General features: G+C 64.4%; 19 protein-coding genes. 8 read left to right on the forward strand and 11 right to left on the reverse strand.

Annotated elements, in window-relative coordinates; genetic code table 11:
- The first annotated feature begins 322 nt into the window (after positions 1–322).
- Complete coding sequence (locus tag JQ639_RS24590) at positions 323–706, forward strand: hypothetical protein (protein WP_211968940.1); 384 nt, start codon at positions 323–325, stop codon at positions 704–706.
- A 461-nt stretch (positions 707–1,167) separates the two neighbouring features.
- On the opposite strand, the gene JQ639_RS24595 is transcribed toward JQ639_RS24590, so the two are convergent.
- The 3 genes from JQ639_RS24595 to JQ639_RS24605 all read right to left on the reverse strand — a co-directional run bounded on the left by JQ639_RS24595 (position 1,168) and on the right by JQ639_RS24605 (position 4,296).
- Positions 1,168–1,575, reverse strand: coding sequence for a hypothetical protein (locus JQ639_RS24595; RefSeq protein ID WP_211968939.1), 408 nt, complete (start codon positions 1,573–1,575; stop codon positions 1,168–1,170).
- Positions 1,576–1,651: 76 nt separating this feature from the next.
- A complete protein-coding gene (locus JQ639_RS24600; protein WP_211968938.1) occupies positions 1,652–3,829 on the reverse strand; it encodes a xanthine dehydrogenase family protein molybdopterin-binding subunit in 2,178 nt (725 codons plus the stop codon).
- 5 nt (positions 3,830–3,834) lie between these two features.
- Positions 3,835–4,296 (reverse strand): (2Fe-2S)-binding protein, encoded by a 462-nt coding sequence (locus tag JQ639_RS24605; protein WP_211968937.1) that lies wholly within the window; start codon positions 4,294–4,296, stop codon positions 3,835–3,837.
- A 531-nt stretch (positions 4,297–4,827) separates the two neighbouring features.
- Between JQ639_RS24605 and JQ639_RS24610 the strand changes: the two genes are divergently transcribed.
- Together JQ639_RS24610 and JQ639_RS24615 are read left to right on the forward strand one after the other, a co-directional pair.
- Positions 4,828–5,301: a hypothetical protein gene (locus tag JQ639_RS24610; protein ID WP_211968936.1), complete on the forward strand. Its 474-nt coding sequence runs from the start codon at positions 4,828–4,830 to the stop codon at positions 5,299–5,301.
- A gap of 87 nt (positions 5,302–5,388) precedes the next feature.
- A complete protein-coding gene (locus JQ639_RS24615) occupies positions 5,389–6,714 on the forward strand; it encodes an epoxide hydrolase family protein (protein WP_211968935.1) in 1,326 nt (441 codons plus the stop codon).
- A gap of 108 nt (positions 6,715–6,822) precedes the next feature.
- Here JQ639_RS24615 and JQ639_RS24620 read toward each other — a convergent pair whose 3' ends face one another.
- The gene (locus tag JQ639_RS24620) at positions 6,823–7,737 is read right to left on the reverse strand and encodes a LysR family transcriptional regulator (protein WP_211968934.1); all 915 of its coding nucleotides are present in this window, start codon (positions 7,735–7,737) and stop codon (positions 6,823–6,825) included.
- Between the two features lie 286 nt (positions 7,738–8,023).
- On the opposite strand from JQ639_RS24620, the gene JQ639_RS24625 reads away from it, so the two are divergent.
- The 4 genes from JQ639_RS24625 (at position 8,024) to JQ639_RS24640 (ending at position 9,936) form a co-directional block, all read left to right on the forward strand.
- Positions 8,024–8,170 carry a hypothetical protein gene (locus JQ639_RS24625; RefSeq protein ID WP_211968933.1) on the forward strand — a complete coding sequence of 49 codons (147 nt, stop codon included), beginning with the start codon at positions 8,024–8,026 and terminating at the stop codon, positions 8,168–8,170.
- Positions 8,170–8,628 carry a DUF3237 family protein gene (locus JQ639_RS24630; RefSeq protein ID WP_249123448.1) on the forward strand — a complete coding sequence of 153 codons (459 nt, stop codon included), beginning with the start codon at positions 8,170–8,172 and terminating at the stop codon, positions 8,626–8,628. The genes JQ639_RS24625 and JQ639_RS24630 overlap by 1 nt, the downstream gene beginning before the upstream one ends.
- Positions 8,629–8,990: 362 nt before the next feature.
- Entirely contained in the window at positions 8,991–9,173 is a 183-nt protein-coding gene (locus tag JQ639_RS24635; RefSeq protein ID WP_211968932.1) for a hypothetical protein, read from the forward strand.
- 4 nt (positions 9,174–9,177) lie between these two features.
- Positions 9,178–9,936: a sulfite exporter TauE/SafE family protein gene (locus JQ639_RS24640; RefSeq protein ID WP_211968931.1), complete on the forward strand. Its 759-nt coding sequence runs from the start codon at positions 9,178–9,180 to the stop codon at positions 9,934–9,936.
- A gap of 63 nt (positions 9,937–9,999) precedes the next feature.
- On the opposite strand, the gene JQ639_RS24645 is transcribed toward JQ639_RS24640, so the two are convergent.
- From JQ639_RS24645 to JQ639_RS24670, 6 genes are all read right to left on the reverse strand, one after another.
- Entirely contained in the window at positions 10,000–11,151 is a 1,152-nt protein-coding gene (locus JQ639_RS24645; RefSeq protein ID WP_211968930.1) for a GGDEF domain-containing protein, read from the reverse strand.
- 521 nt (positions 11,152–11,672) lie between these two features.
- Positions 11,673–12,074 carry a nuclear transport factor 2 family protein gene (locus tag JQ639_RS24650; protein WP_211968929.1) on the reverse strand — a complete coding sequence of 134 codons (402 nt, stop codon included), beginning with the start codon at positions 12,072–12,074 and terminating at the stop codon, positions 11,673–11,675.
- A gap of 204 nt (positions 12,075–12,278) precedes the next feature.
- The gene (locus JQ639_RS24655) at positions 12,279–13,499 is read right to left on the reverse strand and encodes an MFS transporter (RefSeq protein WP_211968928.1); all 1,221 of its coding nucleotides are present in this window, start codon (positions 13,497–13,499) and stop codon (positions 12,279–12,281) included.
- Between the two features lie 93 nt (positions 13,500–13,592).
- The gene (locus JQ639_RS24660; protein WP_211968927.1) at positions 13,593–14,237 is read right to left on the reverse strand and encodes a glutathione S-transferase family protein; all 645 of its coding nucleotides are present in this window, start codon (positions 14,235–14,237) and stop codon (positions 13,593–13,595) included.
- A gap of 24 nt (positions 14,238–14,261) precedes the next feature.
- Positions 14,262–15,008 (reverse strand): SDR family NAD(P)-dependent oxidoreductase, encoded by a 747-nt coding sequence (locus JQ639_RS24665; RefSeq protein ID WP_211968926.1) that lies wholly within the window; start codon positions 15,006–15,008, stop codon positions 14,262–14,264.
- Positions 15,009–15,055: 47 nt separating this feature from the next.
- Complete coding sequence (locus tag JQ639_RS24670) at positions 15,056–15,814, reverse strand: SDR family NAD(P)-dependent oxidoreductase (RefSeq protein ID WP_211968925.1); 759 nt, start codon at positions 15,812–15,814, stop codon at positions 15,056–15,058.
- 176 nt (positions 15,815–15,990) lie between these two features.
- On the opposite strand from JQ639_RS24670, the gene JQ639_RS24675 reads away from it, so the two are divergent.
- A complete protein-coding gene (locus tag JQ639_RS24675; protein WP_211968924.1) occupies positions 15,991–16,884 on the forward strand; it encodes a LysR family transcriptional regulator in 894 nt (297 codons plus the stop codon).
- 39 nt (positions 16,885–16,923) lie between these two features.
- On the opposite strand, the gene egtD is transcribed toward JQ639_RS24675, so the two are convergent.
- Positions 16,924–17,883, reverse strand: coding sequence for an L-histidine N(alpha)-methyltransferase (gene egtD, locus JQ639_RS24680; protein ID WP_211968923.1), 960 nt, complete (start codon positions 17,881–17,883; stop codon positions 16,924–16,926).
- Positions 17,884–17,889: the final 6 nt, after the last annotated feature.

The raw sequence follows: 17,889 nt of genomic DNA on the forward strand, positions 1-17,889 counted from the left end.
ACCCCGCAAGAGTGCCACCGGTTGGCTCAGGCGACTTTGCGGACGGGAATTGCCTGTTCAACGCTGAGAACGGCTCTTTGACGACGACAGGGGCATTCGTGGCCATGATGTCAATTAGTGATTAACGTTGTTTGCACTGAAGAATTGTATCTCCAGCCGTCTCTAGGATAGTTGAGTTGTTCAGATATGCGAGCGGCCCCTCCTTCCGCTCGTTTTGACCCCACCCGGGGTGGTTGGAGACGCAACGCTCTGGTGTGTCCGGAGCGGGAGCGCACTGCAACCTGTGCCGCCCAGCACGCGCGGTGAACATAAGGAGGACTACATGCTTACGATCGCCCCCCCAACGAAAGGCTCGAAGCGTCCGCTGTTGTGTCAGCCGATGGGAGAGTTTGAGCCCCTCCCTGCGTACATCGAGCTCGGCCTGAAGCATCGTGTGGTCAATTTTACCTACTGGGAGCGGAACACCGAACCGCTGTACGTCACGCTCGGACATGCGCGCCGGTGGCGAATAAATGCTATGACGTCTCGGCGCGCAGCGATCAGGCTCGCAAAAGAACTTGAGCCGCTGTTCGAGCGATTGTGCGATGGCTATGCGGTAGACTGGAATGGACGCCATCTCGTAGGCGTGCTCGATGCTCACGCTCAAACAGCGGCAGAGGAAGTGTCAGCACGGCTAAAAGAATACCTATGGCCCGAAGCTGTATGAGGCCACCCCGCCGGCCGCAGAACACAGCACATGCGCGCGCCAGCGAGCGCGCGCAATCTCGGCTCCAGCGAAGCCGCGACAATCCTTTTCGACTTGTGACCAGCGCCGTCGCCGTTGCACGACAGGCGTAGCGCCGGTCGCCGACCGTTAAGCATCATCGCTCGTGATCGCTGACGATCAGAACTGCATCAGAGACGTGATTTTAGCTGGCACAATTTTGGCACAGTAAGGGGCGACTTTTAGCGATAATCCGCGACCCAGAGCGATGATAAGTTATTGATTTTTCTTGCTTTAAACTCTGAAATAAGTGTTTTTATTGCCCTCCGAAGGCAAAGGTCACACGTTCGAATCGTGTCGGGTGCGCCATTTTTGCCTGTCTGCCAACGCGATAACTGAAGCACCTGGTTGCGCGCGCTCAGCGGCTGGCTACCGATCCGGTTTCGCAATCCGCCCTGGTCACGTCACGATGTCGGGTAGTCCCAGATATCGGCGGGCAGCTTGTCCTTGAGCGAGGCGTACATGGCATCGCGGAACAGTTTCACCGCTGGATAGGGGCGAAGGGCAATCGTGCGCTCCACGATCAGCCCCTGCTCGTCATCCACGATGACTTCAAGGCTCTCGATCTTGTGACCGTCCATGCTTCCTTCCCAGCGCAAGAACGTCGTGCGGTCGTCGAGCTTGAATTCGGCCGTGTAAGCGCCCGAGCCTCGCGTAGAGCTCGATTGGGCGAAGATCGCCGCGACGACATCACGTCCCGCGATCGCCCGCACCAGAATCGGACTGTTGAATACAACGTTTTCGGCAAGCAACGCGCTTACCTGAGCGGCCGTGGCGCCACCCGTTTCTCGCAGTTTGCGCAGCGGATGCATTGGCTTCCTCCCCTTCGGTGAAAAGGCGTCAAAGGCCGCAAATCGGGCGCGCTCCTATCAACAAACAGATCAAACGCTACGTCTGCTTCAACTGGGCGCTGTCGACCGGCATCTTGCGCAGCCGCTTGCCGGTCGCCGCGAAGATGGCGTTGGCGATCGCCGGCACCGCCGCCGAGGTTCCGGTCTCGCCCATTCCACCCGGCGGCTCGACGCTCTGCACGATGTGAACCTCGATCGCCGGCGCCTCGTTGATGCGCAGCATCTGATACGTATCGAAGTTGGTCTGCTCGACACGGCCGTCTTTCAGCGTGATCTCGCCGTAGAGCGCCGCAGTGGTGCCGAAGATCGCCCCGCTCTGGATCTGCGCCCGGACCGTATCGGGATTGACGACGGCGCCGCAATCCATGGCACAGACGATACGCCGAACACGCACTACGCCATCCTTCGCAACCTCGACCTCGGCGACTTGCGCGAGGTAACTGCCGAACACGAACTGCAGCGACACGCCGCGGCCGCTCCCTTTCGGCAACGGCTGTCCCCAACCGGCCTTTGCCGCCGCAAGGTCCAGCACGGCCCTGGCGCGGGGCGACTTGTCGAGCAGCGCCCGCCGATAGTCGACCGGGTCCTGCTTCGCCGCCGCGGCCAGCTCGTCGATGACGCTTTCCGTGACGAAGACGTTGTGCGAGGGCCCGACGCTGCGCCAGAACGCCGTCGGAATGCCGGGCGGTTCGACCCGCACATATTCGACATGGAAGTTGGGGATGTCGTAGACGAGGTCGATGGCGCCTTCGGTCGTATCGGGATCGAGCCCGTTCTGGAATGCGGGAGGCAGCCAGCGCGCGATCACCGAAGACCCGGCAAAGCGGTTGTTCCAGGCGATCGGCTTGCCCGTCTTGTCGAGGCCGACCGCGATCCGGTCGAACCAATAGGGACGATACATGTCGTGCTGGATGTCCTCCTCGCGCGTCCAGACAACCTTCACCGGCGCGTCGACCTGCCGGGCGATCTCGACCGCACGGACCACACCATCGACTTCGAGCCTGCGGCCAAAGCCGCCGCCGAGCAGGTGATTGTGCACCACCACCTTTTCGGGCGGCATCCCCAAAACCTTGGCCGCTGCGGCCTGTGCACGCCCGAGCACCTGGCTGCCGACCCAGATCTCGCAACCGTCCTGCCGGACATGCACGGTGCAGTTCATCGGCTCCATGGTCGCATGCGCGAGGAACGGCACCTCATAGGTCGCCTCGACCTTGCTTGCGGCGCCGGCCATTGCCTTGTCGACGTCGCCGACGTTCTGCGCCACCGCGCCCGCTTTCGTCGTGGCGCTTTCGAGCGCGCGAGCGACGTCGGCGGTCGCAAGCCGGGCGTGCGGCCCCTCGTCCCACTCGATGGTCAGCGCGGCGAGGCCTTTCCTGGCCGCGCCCATATGGTCCGCCACCACCGCAACCGCATCATCGAGCCGCACGATCTGGCGCACACCCTTGATGGCCCGGGCTGCGGCATCGTCCACGCGCTTCACCCGTCCGCCGAACACGGGCGATTGGGCGAGCGTGGCAATCTTCACCCCGGGCGGCCGGGCATCGATGCCGTAGACCGCGGTGCCGTTGATCTTGGCAGGCGTGTCGAGCCGCTTCGCCGGCGTGCCGATCAGCCTGAAATCGGCCGGCGTCTTCAGCGTCACGTTTTCCGGCACCGGCATCTGCGCCGCATCGGCCGCAAGCGCACCGTAACCGAGGCTGCGTCCCGACGCCGGATGCCGCACCTCGCCGTTCTCCGCCCGGCAGGAGCCGGCATCCACGTTCCAGCGTCGCGCTGCCGCCGCGACGAGCATCGTCCGCGCGGTCGCGCCGGCCTTGCGCATCGGCTGCCAGGCACCGCGAATCGCATTCGAATTGCCGGTGGCCTGCACGCCGAGCAACGGGTTCATGTAGAGCTTGTCGTTCGGTGGTGCATGTTCGAGGCGGACCTGATTCAGGCCGACTTCGAGTTCCTCGGCGATCAGCATGGGAATCGAGGTGTAGGTGCCCTGCCCCATCTCGACATAAGGCATGGTCAGGACGATCTGCCCGTCGCCGCCGATGCGGATGAACGCATTCGGCTCGAACGCGTCGGACGTCGCAGCTGCGCTGTCGCCACCTGCGAACGGCAGGCTCACGCTGAGCAGCAGGCCGCCGCCCGCCATGGCGCTGACACCGAGAAAGCTGCGCCGCGACAGGCCAGCTGTGGTTGGCTTGGTTTCGGTTGACTTGAGCATCACGATCAGCCTCCCGATTGCGCGGCTTGCTTGATGGCTTCGCGAATGCGGACATAGGTTCCGCAACGGCAGATGTTGCCCGACATCGCGTCATCGATATCGGCATCCGTTGGCTGCGGCTTGCTCGCGAGCAGGGCGGACGCCGACATGATCTGCCCGGACTGGCAGTAGCCGCATTGCGGGACTTCCCGATCGAGCCAGGCCTGTTGAATCTTGTGACCCGCCGGCGTCTTGCCGATCGCCTCGATGGTCGTCACCTTCGCATCGCCGATGCTGTCGATCGACGTAATGCAGGACCGGACAGCCTCGCCGTCGACATGCACGGTGCACGCGCCACACAGCGCCATGCCGCAGCCGAATTTCGTGCCGGTCATACCCAGCACGTCGCGCAACACCCACAGAAGCGGCGTATCGCCGTCGACATCGACCGAATGGCGATCTCCGTTGATCGTGACCTCGAAAGTCATGACGACCTCCTCTTGAAGATGATACCGACCGAGCTGCGAGGCGGCGTGCGGAGCTCACCTCGTTTCATTCGCGGACCGGGATCGGCGATTGCAGCTGGCCGGCCGCAGCTATTTCTATCCAATCACCAACTCCGACGTGAACGCAACACGTCCCGTGGCAGAAAAATGCGACAGTGTGCCGGCAGCCCCGCACCTTCATGGACTGTATTGACCTCCTGGCAGAGACCTGCGGTTGCGGCTCACTGCTCGTGACGCCCTGTCTCACCACGACAAAACGCATATCGGCTGTTATGAGGCCGCCGGCTCCGACATGCTTCCTGCAGGGGCGCCGCATGGCTGCGTTGCGCACGCCCTCATCTCCAGGCGAGTGCGCTCGATCCAGAGCCTTCCAGGATCTGGAAGTATTCCTCCCGATTTCCGCGCCTGTCTTTGCCCGGCCTCACCCCCATGTCTCCGAAGACGCCGCCCGCACAGTGCTCGTGCCCGCAGGGCACATGCAGCTTCTGCCGCAAGCCATCGAACAGGGAAGCCATGTCAACAATTCATCTTCATCGCAGGACCATCTCAACGCCCGAGCAGTATATTGCCGCGCTCACCGACTTCGGGCCGGGCCGGTCGCAGGTGTTTGGCAACAGCGCCGACGACTATCTCAAGGTGCATCACAAGAGCGCATCGCACGCGGATGTCACGGAAGGTTCGGGTGGGGTCTGGGAGCGCCTGCACTATGACTGGTCGGATCCTCATCGCGTGGTCCTGACGACGACCGGCTCCAATGTCTGGGGCGGCGCATCCGGCCATACCTATACGTTCACGCCTCGCCCCGACGGCACGACCGATATCGACGTGATCGTCGTGCGCGACGGCAAGAATCTCAGGGGCCGGGTGCTCGGCTTCATCCTCGGGAGTATCGGCAGAGGCGTCCTGGCAAGGGCGTTTGAGCGCTCCGTCGACGCTGTCGAACTCCGCAACAGTGCGCTCGACCTGCACGGCCTCGCTGCCATCTAGCCAGCAATCAACGGGAGCAAATCCCACGCCATGCCCAGGGACCGAAAGCCGACCTCAACCGTATTTGAACGCGTATTGGAGAACGCCATGTCCACGAACCGGAACACGGAAGCGATCGATCTCGACCGCCGTCGACTTCTTGGCACCGCTGCGCTCAGCGCGGCCGCACTCGGCGCTGCGAGCCTGCTGCCTTCGACGCAGGCTACGGCAACCACCGCCGAGGCGGTACGTCCGTTCCGCGTCGCATTCACCGACGAGCAACTCAACGATCTGCGCCGGCGCATCGCTGCCACGCGCTGGCCCGACCCGGAGACCGTGACGGACGACTCGCAGGGAGTGCGGCTTGCGACTATCCAGAAGCTCGCCCGCCACTGGCAGACCAGCCATGACTGGCGCAAGGTCGAGGCGCGGCTCAACGCCTTGCCGCAGTTCGTGACCACGATCGACGGCCTCGACATCCATTTCATTCACGTTCGCTCGAAGCATGACGACGCGCTGCCCATGATCATCACCCATGGCTGGCCCGGCTCGATCATCGAGCAGATGAAGGTCATCGCCCCGCTGACGGATCCCACGGCTTACGGCGGCAGCGCATCGGATGCTTTCCATCTCGTGATTCCATCGCTGCCGGGGTACGGCTTCTCCGGCAAGCCGACGGCTCCCGGCTGGACGCCGGTGCGCATCGCACGCGCCTGGGCGACGCTGATGGAGCGCCTGGGCTACGCGCGCTATGTCGCGCAGGGCGGCGACTGGGGCAATGCCGTGTCCGAGATCATGGCGCTGCAGCAACCGCAAGGGCTGCTCGCCATTCACACCAACATGGCCGCGACCGTACCGGCCGACGTCTCGAAGGCGCTGGCCACCGGCGCGCCCGCGCCATCCGGCCTGTCGAGCGAGGAAAAGCACGCCTGGGATCAGCTCGACGATTTCTACAAGAACGGGCTGGGCTACGCGATCGAGATGAACAGCCGTCCGCAGACGCTGTATGGACTGGTCGATTCGCCGGTCGGCCTTGCGGCGTGGATGCTCGACCACGACATCCGCAGCTACCGCATGATCGCGCGCTCTTTCGATGGCACGCCCGAAGGGCTGACACCGGATGACGTGCTGGACAATGTCACCCTCTATTGGCTCACGAACACGGCGATCTCGTCGGCGCGCCTTTACTGGGACACAGCGCGTGTCGCGAAAGGTGGCTTCTTCGACGCCAGAGGGCTCCGGATTCCCGTCGCCGTCAGCGCCTTCCCCGACGAGATCTATCAGGCGCCGCGGAGCTGGGCCGAGAAGGCGTATCCCAAGCTCATCCACTACAACAAGCCCGGCAAGGGCGGGCATTTCGCCGCCTGGGAGCAGCCCGAGCTGTTCACGGCGGAGATGCGGGCTGCCTTCCAGTCGCTCCGCAAGTCGATCTGAGCCGACCGCAAACGGGGCGCGCACCGCGCGCCCCTGCCAGTCTCGCGTCAGCTACGAGGAATGAACGCCGGTGGACGTGGCTGCCGGGCGCGGTGCAGTCCATTCCACCTAGCGAGGCGGCGGATTGAACTCCGCGAGGACCTGCTTCAAACGCGGCGTTGCAAAATCGAGGAACGCTCGCACCTTGATCGGCAGAAACCGGTTGGCCGAGTACACGAGATTGACAGGCCGCGGTGCGGGCTGGAAATCGTCGAGCACGGTCATCAGACCTGCGCCGTCCGAAGCTGCCCCCAGCTGGTAGGACAATGCGATGGTGATTCCGATGCCGGCGCGGGCTGCAGCACAGGCGGCCTCGGCGCCGCCGACGATCAGCCGCGTCTTCACCGGCACCGCGACGGTTGCCCTGTCCCTCACGAATGTCCAGAGATCGTGTGACTCAAAGCCGGCATAGCTGATGCAATCATGCGCGGCCAGATCCTCTGGTGTCCGCGGGCGACCGCGCGCTGCCAGATAGGCGGGACTGGCGCATGCGAGGCGGCGCGTCGTGCCGACCGGGATCGCGATCAGGCTGCTATCCGGCAAGGTGCCGATGCGCACCCCGACATCGATCTGCTCCTGGACCAGACTCAGCACCCGATCGGTCGGGATGATTCTGGTCTTGATATCCGGGTAGGTCTTGAGGAAATCCGCAATGATCGGGATGAGGATAGTGCGGCCAAAACCGACCGGGGTCGTCACACTCAGCTCGCCTGTCGGCGCGGTATATTCGCCGGAGGCGATACGCTCGGCTTCGCTCACGTCGGCCAGAATGCGTTTGCAGGCCGTCAAATAGGAACTGCCTGCGTCGGTGAGCACCAATTGACGGCTCGAGCGGTTGAACAGCTTTGTCCGAAGGTGCGCCTCAAGCTCCGAAACCTTGCGGCTGACGGTCGTCAGCGGCGTCTTCAAGCGACGCGCTGCAGCGGACAGGCTGCCAGCCTCGACAACGGCCAGGAAGGTGGACATCGCATCCAGGCGATCCATCGAAATCCTCTTCCATGATCCGGAAGGACGCGCCGAAATCCTGCCACGCCCGCGCAAATTTCGGAAGCCGCCTGCTGGATCGCCGCCCAATAAGCAGCCCTTGGGCCAACGTCTCTTTTCCTGACGTCCCCAACTGGAGGCAGAAAAGCAGGGCAGGTGCCTCCCATGATCTGGAAGGACCGTTTCCACATCGACCAGTTCCTGAAGCCGACAGGCCACTCCATGTCATTGGATGAGGGCGGAAGCCACGTCGAGTGAGCGGTCCGCCACCGACAAGGAGAGTTCGATGACAAAGATGGTCAAGGCCTATCGCTACGAGCTGATGCACGACGAAGGCGCCGATTACATCGCTTATCGGCGCCAGGCGGGCGACGGCGTTTGGCAGACGGTGTCCGTCTGGATGATTCCCGCCGATGCGCAAGGGAGGCTGTGATGTCCGAGGTACAGGAAATGCGTGGCGAAAAGATCTACCATTGTGATCTCAATATTACAGGAGTGGCTGATCACGGTGTCGCTCTGGACGCGGTCCTTGGCGGCCGGGAAAAGGTGCCCCTGCAAGGGACACGATTTGATGTGGCGTTCGAGGGAGACATCAAAGGCCGCATCACAGGCAAACTCCGTGGCGTCGAGTACCTTCTGATGCGGGCCGACGGTCGCGCCGATCTCGACGGCCGAGGCACAATTGAGGCCGAAGACGGCCATCGGATTGCCGTGCATATTGAGGGCGTTGGAACGCCGCGAGCGAACGAACCGATCATCGATCTCGTCATGAACGTGCGTCTCACCACCGCATCCTCCAAGTATGACTGGCTCAATTCGAGGCAAATCTGGAGTCTCGGGACGGCAGACCTGGCGATGGGCAAGATACGCGTCGACGCGTTCAGGCAGTGACGGACGAAAGTCGCCGCGCCAACACGCGGCGGCAACCTAACAACGACCGGCTTCGTGACGATGAGATCGGGCCGGTCGAACTGCGCCGGCCTCCATGGCTGCGCCCGGCCACATTGTCGCGTCGGCGTGAGCAGCATGCTGCCGCTTGTCGCGTTCGCGGATGGCAGGCGCGCCGTCCATTTCGCACGCGCGAGCCAATGGCATCGGCCAGCCGACGCGCGTCGTGCGCCGCCCAGGACGGGCCGGGAAATATTGCACCGAGATCAATATCCAGATTGCACCGAGATATGTATCGGCGCATAGCTCTCTTGTTGGCGAAATTGCACTGGGCGAGCCCGCGCAATCCAACAACGGAGGCGAACATGCACGTGAACTATCTCGAGACGTTCCTGGCCTTCCTGGGGCTGACCATCGGCGGGATTTCGGTGCTGCCCGGCCTGTTTTTTTCAAAGCCCGTCGGGACGAACCGCGGCACGGGGCCGGGATGCGCTCTACCGCATGGCACGCGGCGCGCCTGTGAACAGCGTCGACCGATATCGAGATGATCCGATGGAGCTGACGGTCACGACAATCCTGATCGCCTTTGTGGGCGTCTTCCTGATCTGTTTCATGAAGGGCGCATTTGGCGGCGGCTTCTCCATCGTAGGCATCCCGCTCCTGTCATTCGTCATGGATCCGGTGACCGCAGGCGGCCTGCTCGCGCCCCTGTTCATTGCGATGGACCTGTTCGCGCTGCGCTACTGGAAGCCCTCGACCTGGTCGAAGCCCGACCTCGTCCTGCTCCTGCCGGGGCTCGTGGCCGGCATCGGCTGCGGCTATCTGCTGTTTCGCGTGCTGGACCATCGCGCCGTTGCGATCGTGATGGCGCTGACCACCCTGATCTTCGTCGCGCTGTGGCTCGCTGCGGGTTCGGAGGTGGCCATCCGTCCGCGCTCGTCGCCGAAGGCGGTTGCCGCAGGTCTCGCCTCCGGGGTCACGACCATGGTCGCCCATTCCGGCGGACCGCCGCTCGCGATGTATTTGCTGCCGCTTGGTCTTCGCAAGGAGATTTATGCCGGAACAACGAGCCTGTTCTTCACGGTCGGCAACGCGACAAAGGCGCTGCCATGGCTGCTGCTGGCGAAGCCCGCGGGCAATGTCTGGATCGTGATGGCGGTTTGCCTTCTGGCCATTCCCGCCGGCGTCTGGCTCGGCTGGCGTCTTCACGGCAGGCTGGACCAGCGCCAGATCTATCGCGCCTGCTACGGATTGCTGGTCGTGACCTCGTTGAAGCTGCTGTGGGACGGCATTTCCGGCTACATCGCCTAGGCTTGCCGACCGCCGTCGCGATCGCGGTCCTGGCCGCCCTGCCTCCAGCCCGGGTCGCCGCTCTCATGCCGGGCAGTTGCTCGCCGCGGCGACCACCTTGTTGCGGCCGGCGCCCTTGGCGCCGTAGAGGGCGGCATCGGCGCGATCGAGCAGCGTCGTGACGTCTTCCGCAAGCGAACTCCCCGACGCCACGCCGATGCTGATGGTCGCGGCAACCGCATTGGTATCGACCAGCTGCGCGTCTTCTTCGAACGTCCTGCGCAAGCGTTCGCCGATGGCGAAGGCTTCCTGTTCGGTGACGTCCTCGAGCAGGCAGGCGAACTCCTCGCCGCCGATGCGGAAGACCTGGTCGGGGCGGCGGAGAACCTTTCTGGCGGCTTCGGCGGCCCGGACGATGACCTGATCGCCGAAGGCGTGGCCGAAGCGATCGTTGATCGACTTGAAGTGATCGATGTCGAAGACGATCAGCGCCAGCCCCTGCGGCTGCCTGCGATCGGCATATTCCAGAATCTTCACCTGGAACGCGCGGCGGTTGCCGATCCCCGTCATGACGTCCTGGAACGCCAGCCGATGATTTTCAGCCGCCACGCTCTCGCGCATCAGCGCGATGATGAACGCGCTCGCCAGCAGCGCCTGTGTCACGACCGACAGATTGAAGACCACCACCGCCCATATCGCTGGAGATGCGACGCCGAGCGGCGCCGGCAGCCATACGACGCCGAGCGCGCGCGCCAGATGAAAGACCGCGAACGCCGCGAAGACGCGGTACAGCAGCCTCGCCGACGGCAACGGCTCACGCCGCAACTCCCAGGCGGCGAGACCATTGAACGCCGCAATCAGGCCCGTGCGAACGACCGCGGAGGCCACCGCGAGCGCGCCATGGAGATCGTGCACGAACGCCGACGACAATCCCAGCCACACCACGCAGGGCAACACGAAGGCCAGGACCCGCGGCTTGCGGCCGTTCACCACCCGCACGACCTGCCAGGCCCCGCCATAGCCCAGCAGAGAGCAGACCACCGCGAGGCGCCCACTCCACAACCCCGGCAGCAGCGCCGGATACACCATCAACAGCGCGGTCGCAGCGCCGCATGCGAACGGCAGCGCGAACCAGACCCGATCGGCCCTGCCGCGCGAGGACAACAGAAAGAACACGAAGATCAGCGCGAACAGGCCGGCGCTATACGCGATCATGGTCGCCGCGTCGGGCGTCATCGCTGATTTACCTCCGGCAACAATGTCTCGTCCAAGTCGCCCCCCGGGATCGTTCAGGCCGCCGGACCACACGCGGTGAATCCCGGCAATGCCACGCCCTATGTGCGGTGTCGACGCGGAAACCCCAAGCTGTTTGCGATCTCGCCCCCAACAGGCGACTGACCCGATCGATAAAAAGCCATTCAATGAATGCGAAAACGAGTCCGCCCCGGTCGCGTGCGCCATGGAAACGGTATCGGATGGCGATAGGTTCGGGGTCCTGCGCGGCGGCGGATCTGGTCTGCGGGCGGCGCAGTGCGCGCGATCATCGGCGGCGCAAGGCGGCCGCGACGCACGGCGCTCGGGGCATCGAGATACCGTCGCCGAACGCGGTATCCTGTTCGGCATCGCCGCGCCGCGGCGCCATGCGACGCTCTCTGCCATGTCCGCAGGCGACGGGAGATCGGCCTGCGCCTCCTGCCCATCGCCGCCGTGTCCATGCGCGGCTCTTCTCCGGTCAAAAAGATGGTGGAGAAACGGATTCAGTCCGGGAAGCGGTCGCCGAACATCGGCAATCCGCTGACGGATTCGGCCCTGGTTGCTTCGTCCTGAAGCACATCCCAGTGCTCGGCGAGCTTGCCGTCTTCCATTCGGACGACGTCAGCCGCGATCCGGGCGGCGGGTCGGGCGTTGCCCGAGAACCGGCCGTGCGCGATCACGTAGTCGCCCTCGGCGACAATAAGCTGGTTCTCGTAACGCAGCGTCGCCGGCAGCGCGCGGATCAGGTCGAACAGCCCCTCGCGTCCGGGCGCGATATGGGCGCTATGCTGAATGTAGCGATCCGACCAGTAGCGTTCGGCAGCTGCATAGTCGCGCTTGTTGAAGAGCGTGTCGAAGGCTTCGAGCACAAGTCTCTTGTTGTCTTCCGGCGTGGTTCTGGACATGGTCAAGTCCTTCCGTGTTCGGTTTGAGCGACGGTTGAGAGGCTCGTAGGCTGCAGAGCCGGGTGGTCGGATAATCTTTGGAGCCAGACGCATGGACCGTGCGATCCCGGCGAAGCCTTCGGGGCCAATCGCGATTGCCCCGGTGGCGCAATTTCAGGCCCATGAAGCGGCGCGGCGATCGCGACAGAAAGGCGAAAAATCGCCTCAAGGCGTCGTCGACCACGCGTATCTCGACATCAGAACGGCGCACAGCGTGCACACGGCTGCCGCGGCGCCGATCCAGACCACCGAGGTCAGCGCGATCACGACCGACCCCAACGCCGCTCCCAAGGCGAAGCCGAGATACATGAACGAAGCGTTCAACGACAGCACCACCGACGTATGCTGGGCTCCCGCGAGCGCGACAAGCCGCGCTTGCTGCGGCGGATAGAAACTCCAGCCGCAGACACCCCAGGCCACGACGAGCGGCACGAACAGGAGAAGCGTGTGGGGAGCGAGCCACAACGCAGCCAGTGTGAGACCCGCGAACACCAGACCTGACGCCGGAAGCACCCAGGCGTGGACTCGTCTCGCGCCATAACGATCGTTGGCATGACCACCCAACGTCACGCCGGCGATCGCCGCGCAGCCGAGCAGACCAAGCATCCAGGCGGTGTGATTGGCGTCGAGTCCAGCTCCGGCCGCCATGAATGGCGCGATATAGGTATAGACCGTGTAGGCGGCCATCGCCCAAAACATGGTCGTCAGAAGCGTGGGACGTATCTTCGCACCACGCACGACGGCGATGCGTTCCTTCAGTCCGGGCGCGCTCGCTTGCGGCAACGACGCGACCTTCGGCAAGCATAAAGCCAGCACGGCGAGAGCCACGACCGACAGGCCGGCAACACCGACGAACGTCATGCGCCATCCGAGATGCGCGCCGACGAGGCCGCCGAGAGGGACGCCGACCGCGACCGCGACGGTGATCCCGCTGTTGACGATGGCCAGGGCACGCCCGCGGTAGTCCTGGGGCGCGAGTGTCCCCGCGAGAGCGTTGGCGTTCGGCACGTAGAGACCAGCGGTCAACGCCAACAGGATGCGTGCCCCGACAAGAAACCAGTATCCGGGCGCCAGCGCCGCCACCAGGTTGGCCACGACGAACCCCGTCAGTGAAATCAGCAGCAGGCTTCGTCGCGATATCGAACCCGTCAGCACTGTCAGCACGGGCGAGCTCAGCGCGTAGACGACGGAAAAGACCGTCACGAGAAGACCCGTCGCCTCGATGCTGACCGCGAGATCGCGGGCGATCGTCGGCAACACCGCAGCGATCATGAAACCCTCGGTCCCGACGGCGAAGGTCCCGAGGGCGAGCGCGTAGAACACCTCGCGATCGGGCCTCGCCGCAGAACGGACTTCGGCATCCATCGGGTCCATGGCATGGGTCATCTTCAAGTCTCCAGCGTTCTCGTCTCGGACCATCCGCGGGTGACAAGCCCGGACGGGATGGCTGGCGCAGCCCGCGCCGTCGCCACCACAGGTTCAGGCGGCGGTACTGGCGCGTTCATGGAGTGCGCGATACCAGCGCATCGTCGACGGCCCGTCAGGCGCGGCAAAGCTGAGAGCGCTGGATGCGAAATCGATCGTGACGAGGCCGGTGATGTCCGCGACCGTGTAGTGTTCGCCGGCCACGAACGGGGAAGCCGCCAGGCGCGCTTCGAGATCGTCATAGAAATCCCGGATCCGCTTCATTCCGCGATCGACGATCGCGGGAATCTGCTCGTAGTCGTGCGGGCCCGCGATGGCGCGCCCCTTGAGATGCGGCGCCCTGTTGCGCACCGTCTCCATGACGGCGGCGAAGCCTTCCAACTCCATACGCCGTTCCCACATCGAGGCGAGCGCCTTCTCCTTCGGGGTCGCGCCCATCAACGGGCGCTCCGGATAGGCCTCCTCGAAGTAGCGCCAGATCGCCGGCACCTCGCCAATTGTGGTGCCGTCGCCGAGAAGCAGCGCCGGCACCACGCGCCGCGGATTGATCGCCGCAAACGCGCTGGAGAACTGTTCCCTGGCGCCGAGATCCACCGGCACCTGCGCGACACAGATGCCCCGCTCCGCCAGATAGATCCGCACGCGGCGGGAGTTCGGCGATGCGTTGGATTGATAAAGCTTCAGGTTCTCGGTCTTCATGGCGACGTTCCCTTCAGCAGAGGTCTAGAGCTTCGATCCGCCGTCGACGGCGATCGTGGTGCCGGTGATCCAGCGGGCATCGTCGGAAGCCAGGAACGCGGCGACCGGAGCGACGTCCTCGGGCTGACCGATCCGCTTGAGCGCCTGCATGCCGAGGATGAACGCCCGCCCCTGTTCGGTCTTCGCGAAGCTCGACATATCGGTCTCGATGACGCCGGGCGCGACCGCGTTGACACGGATGCCTTTCGGACCGAGTGCGGCGGCGAAGTGCTTCACGAGCGTATCGACGGCGCCCTTGGATGCGGCATAGGCGGACAGTTCGCCGACCGCCGCCTGCACCGCGAGAGACGAAAGAAGCACGATGCTGCTGCCTTCGCCGAACAACGGCAGAAGCCCTTGCACGAGGAAGTACGGCGCGCGGACATTCACCGCGTACAGCCGATCGAAATCCGCCGGCTTCTGGTCCGCGATGGCGGCCGCGCCGCTGATGCCGGCGTTGGCCACGAGCACGTCAAGCCTGCCGCCGACGATCGCCTTCGTCTTCTGCACGAGGTCGGCGACCGCATCGAGCGAACCGAGGTCGGCCTGGACCGCATCGGCCCGGCCGCCGCCGGCGCGGATGTCCTTGAGCAGGCTCTCGGCCTCCGCCCGGGCGTTGCCGTAGTGCACGATCACATGTGCGCCGGCGTTGGCGAGCACGCGGGCCGTCGCGCGCCCCATTCCGCGCGATGCGCCGGTCACGAGGGCCGTCTTGTTGGCGAGACTGGTCATTGTCATATCCTTCGATTTGATCTGATGGTGCATTCGTTCGGTCGGTCTCAGCCGGCCGTCTTGCCGCCGTCGACGGTCAGGACATGTCCGGTGACGAACGAGGCGTCGTCCGAACCGACGAAGACGATGGCCCGCGCCAGCTCCTCGACGGTGCCGATACGCCCGAGCGGCACGCCCGCGGCCAGAGCCGCCTTGTTCTGTTCGTTGCCGGTGAAGCGATCGAGCATGCCGGTCTGCGTCGGGCCGGGCGCGACCGCGTTCACGCGGATGCCGGCGCCGGCGACCTCGAGAGCGACGGACTTCGTCAGGCCCTCGACGGCATGCTTGCTTGCGGCGTAGATCGAGGCATTGGCGGCGCCCTCGTGGCCGTAGGTCGACGAAACGTTCACGATGCTGCCGGCGCCCTGCGCCTTCATGACGCGCAGCTCGTGCTTCACGCTGAGGATCGTGCCGAGGACGTTGGTATCGAAGGTCGCCGCGTAACTCTCGGCCGTCTGGCTGGTGGCTGGACCCGGCCGGCCCTCGGTGCCGGCGGCGTTGACCGCGATGTCGAGGCGACCGAAGCGTGCGATGGTCCGATCGACCAGCGCGCTCACGTCATCCTCGTGACGAACATCGGCGCGGACGAACTCGGCCTCGGTTCCGACGGCGCGCAGTTCGTTCGCAAGCGCCGCGCCGGCGTCGTCGTGACGACCCGAGACGACGATCTTCGCGCCCCGCCGGGCGAACGCGAAGGCCGTTGCCCGGGCGATGCCGGTCAGTGCGCCGGTGATCAGGACGACGGGAGCGGTGGCTTGGATGGACATGGTCTTCTCCTTCGGCAGGACCCTCTCGGAGGCATACCTGCACAGTCTGGTTTCGCGGACCCGAGGCGCCTGGCCGCTGATGCCGCGCCATTGGCTTCGGTGCTTGCAGAGATAGGCCTTGCCATCGCGACGGAAAAAGACTTTGTTTCTCTCGGCCCATACCTCAAAGGCATGCCATGGACCTCCGCCATCTTCGCTATTTCGTCGCCGTCGCCGAGGAAGGCAGCATGACGGTCGCTGCCGAAAAGCGGCTCCATACCGCCCAGCCCTCGCTCAGTCGGCAGATGCGCGACCTGGAGACCGAACTGGGATGCGAATTGATGATCCGCGGCGCCAAGGGCGTCGAACTGACGACGGCCGGCCGGGTGTTGCTGGACCATGCCAGGGCGGTCTTGCTTCAGGTCGAGGCCGCGACGGAGGCGACGCGCCGCGCTTCGGCGTCCGCAAAGCGATCCTTCGTGATCGGCTTTCTGACCGGCTATGAATTCGACTGGCTGGCGGCCGTCATGCGGATTCTGCGCGACGAATTGCCGAACACCGAGGTCGTCATCCTCAGTTCCTCGTCCCCGGACCTCGCGGATGGACTGACGCGCGGAAAGATTGACCTGGCCTTTCTTCGCCACGAGCGAAACGCGCCCGGCGTCGTGTTCACAAGACTGATCGACGAACCTCTGATTGTTCTGATGCCCCGGGAGCATCGCCTCGCGAAGCGGGCCGCAATCACGGCGCACGATATCGCGACGGAGCAACTCGTGGGCGTCCCTCACGACAAGTCGCCCGCGCTCCGCAACGTCACCGACGCATATGGCAAGAAGATCGGCATCGATCTCACACCGGATCATCTGGTCGACAACCTGTCGATGGCGGTTTCATTGGTGGCGTCCACGGGTGGCATCGCCCTGATGCCGCTCTATGCGCGAAACCTGCTGCCGGCGACGATGGTCTATCGCCCGCTCGCCGGCCATGCGCCGACGATCGATCTGTCACTGGGCTACAACGAGGCCAACACGTCGCCTCTTCTGAAGACGATCGTATCGAGGATCGGCGATCTCAAATTTGCCAGCAGCTGACGGGCCTGCGTCACGGGCCGTGGCTCCGGCGACGCCGCACTAATCCGCAGACAGCGCGAAGATCGCAAACTCCGGGTTGTCGCTGATCCAGCGCCTTTCGACGGACCAGCCAGCCTGCGCAGCCATGCGCGCGAAGGCGACTGGAGAGTACTTGTAGGAATTCTCCGTGTGGATGGTTTCGCCGGCCGCGAAGTCGAGCCAGCGGTGCAGCAACGTCACTCTCTGGCGGACGAGGCTGACGAGATGCATTTCGATGCGGCTCTCTGCCGCGTTCCAGGACGCGACATGATCGAACGATCCGAGATCGAAGTTCGCTCCGAATTCGCGGTTCAGCCTTGTCAGCAGGTTCTTGTTGAACGCCGCCGTTACCCCTTCCGCATCGTTGTACGCCGGAACCAGCACGCGCGGCGTCTTGGCGAGATCCGCGCCGACGACAAGTTTCGAGCCTTGTCCAAACAACCGGCGGACACGCGCCAGGAAATCGACCGCGGCGGACGGCGAGAAATTGCCGATCGTGGACCCGGGAAAGAATCCGGCGATCGACCGGCCGTCGATCGTGGTCGGCAACGTGAGATGGCGGGTGAAATCGCCGAGGACCGGCATCACGTTCAGCCGGGGATAGTCGCCACGGATCGCCAGCGCGGCAGCCGATAGCGCGCTCTGGCTGATATCGATCGGCACGTATGCGGACAACAGCGGCAGCGCATCCAGGAGAAGACGTGTCTTGACGCTCGCGCCGCTTCCGAACTCAACCAGCACGGACCGGTCCCTGAGAGCGTGAGCCACCTCCGCGGCGATGGATGCCAGCAGCGAGATCTCCGTTCGCGCGACGTAGTATTCCGGTTGATCGCAGATCAACTCGAAGAGCCGTGATCCCTCCTCGTCGTAGAGGTACTTGCTGGGCAAGGTCTTCGGCACCGACAGAAGTCCCGCGAGCAGTTCCGCGTGCGCCGGATGCTGTTCCGGCGTTCGCACCAGCGCCATTGCACTGCCAGCCATCATCCC

Origin of the sequence: Bradyrhizobium sp. U87765 SZCCT0048 (assembly GCF_018131225.1) — a bacterium.
Classification (GTDB): domain Bacteria; phylum Pseudomonadota; class Alphaproteobacteria; order Rhizobiales; family Xanthobacteraceae; genus Bradyrhizobium_A.

Coding starts and splice junctions, on each gene's coding strand:
- JQ639_RS24590 (WP_211968940.1), top strand. CDS start 323: ATGCTTACGATCGCCCCCCCAACGAAAGGCTCGAAGCGTCCGCTGTTG.
- JQ639_RS24595 (WP_211968939.1), bottom strand. CDS start 1,575: ATGCATCCGCTGCGCAAACTGCGAGAAACGGGTGGCGCCACGGCCGCT.
- JQ639_RS24600 (WP_211968938.1), bottom strand. CDS start 3,829: ATGCTCAAGTCAACCGAAACCAAGCCAACCACAGCTGGCCTGTCGCGG.
- JQ639_RS24605 (WP_211968937.1), bottom strand. CDS start 4,296: ATGACTTTCGAGGTCACGATCAACGGAGATCGCCATTCGGTCGATGTC.
- JQ639_RS24610 (WP_211968936.1), top strand. CDS start 4,828: ATGTCAACAATTCATCTTCATCGCAGGACCATCTCAACGCCCGAGCAG.
- JQ639_RS24615 (WP_211968935.1), top strand. CDS start 5,389: ATGTCCACGAACCGGAACACGGAAGCGATCGATCTCGACCGCCGTCGA.
- JQ639_RS24620 (WP_211968934.1), bottom strand. CDS start 7,737: ATGGATCGCCTGGATGCGATGTCCACCTTCCTGGCCGTTGTCGAGGCT.
- JQ639_RS24625 (WP_211968933.1), top strand. CDS start 8,024: ATGACAAAGATGGTCAAGGCCTATCGCTACGAGCTGATGCACGACGAA.
- JQ639_RS24630 (WP_249123448.1), top strand. CDS start 8,170: ATGTCCGAGGTACAGGAAATGCGTGGCGAAAAGATCTACCATTGTGAT.
- JQ639_RS24635 (WP_211968932.1), top strand. CDS start 8,991: ATGCACGTGAACTATCTCGAGACGTTCCTGGCCTTCCTGGGGCTGACC.
- JQ639_RS24640 (WP_211968931.1), top strand. CDS start 9,178: ATGGAGCTGACGGTCACGACAATCCTGATCGCCTTTGTGGGCGTCTTC.
- JQ639_RS24645 (WP_211968930.1), bottom strand. CDS start 11,151: ATGACGCCCGACGCGGCGACCATGATCGCGTATAGCGCCGGCCTGTTC.
- JQ639_RS24650 (WP_211968929.1), bottom strand. CDS start 12,074: ATGTCCAGAACCACGCCGGAAGACAACAAGAGACTTGTGCTCGAAGCC.
- JQ639_RS24655 (WP_211968928.1), bottom strand. CDS start 13,499: ATGACCCATGCCATGGACCCGATGGATGCCGAAGTCCGTTCTGCGGCG.
- JQ639_RS24660 (WP_211968927.1), bottom strand. CDS start 14,237: ATGAAGACCGAGAACCTGAAGCTTTATCAATCCAACGCATCGCCGAAC.
- JQ639_RS24665 (WP_211968926.1), bottom strand. CDS start 15,008: ATGACCAGTCTCGCCAACAAGACGGCCCTCGTGACCGGCGCATCGCGC.
- JQ639_RS24670 (WP_211968925.1), bottom strand. CDS start 15,814: ATGTCCATCCAAGCCACCGCTCCCGTCGTCCTGATCACCGGCGCACTG.
- JQ639_RS24675 (WP_211968924.1), top strand. CDS start 15,991: ATGGACCTCCGCCATCTTCGCTATTTCGTCGCCGTCGCCGAGGAAGGC.
- egtD (WP_211968923.1), bottom strand. CDS start 17,883: ATGGCTGGCAGTGCAATGGCGCTGGTGCGAACGCCGGAACAGCATCCG.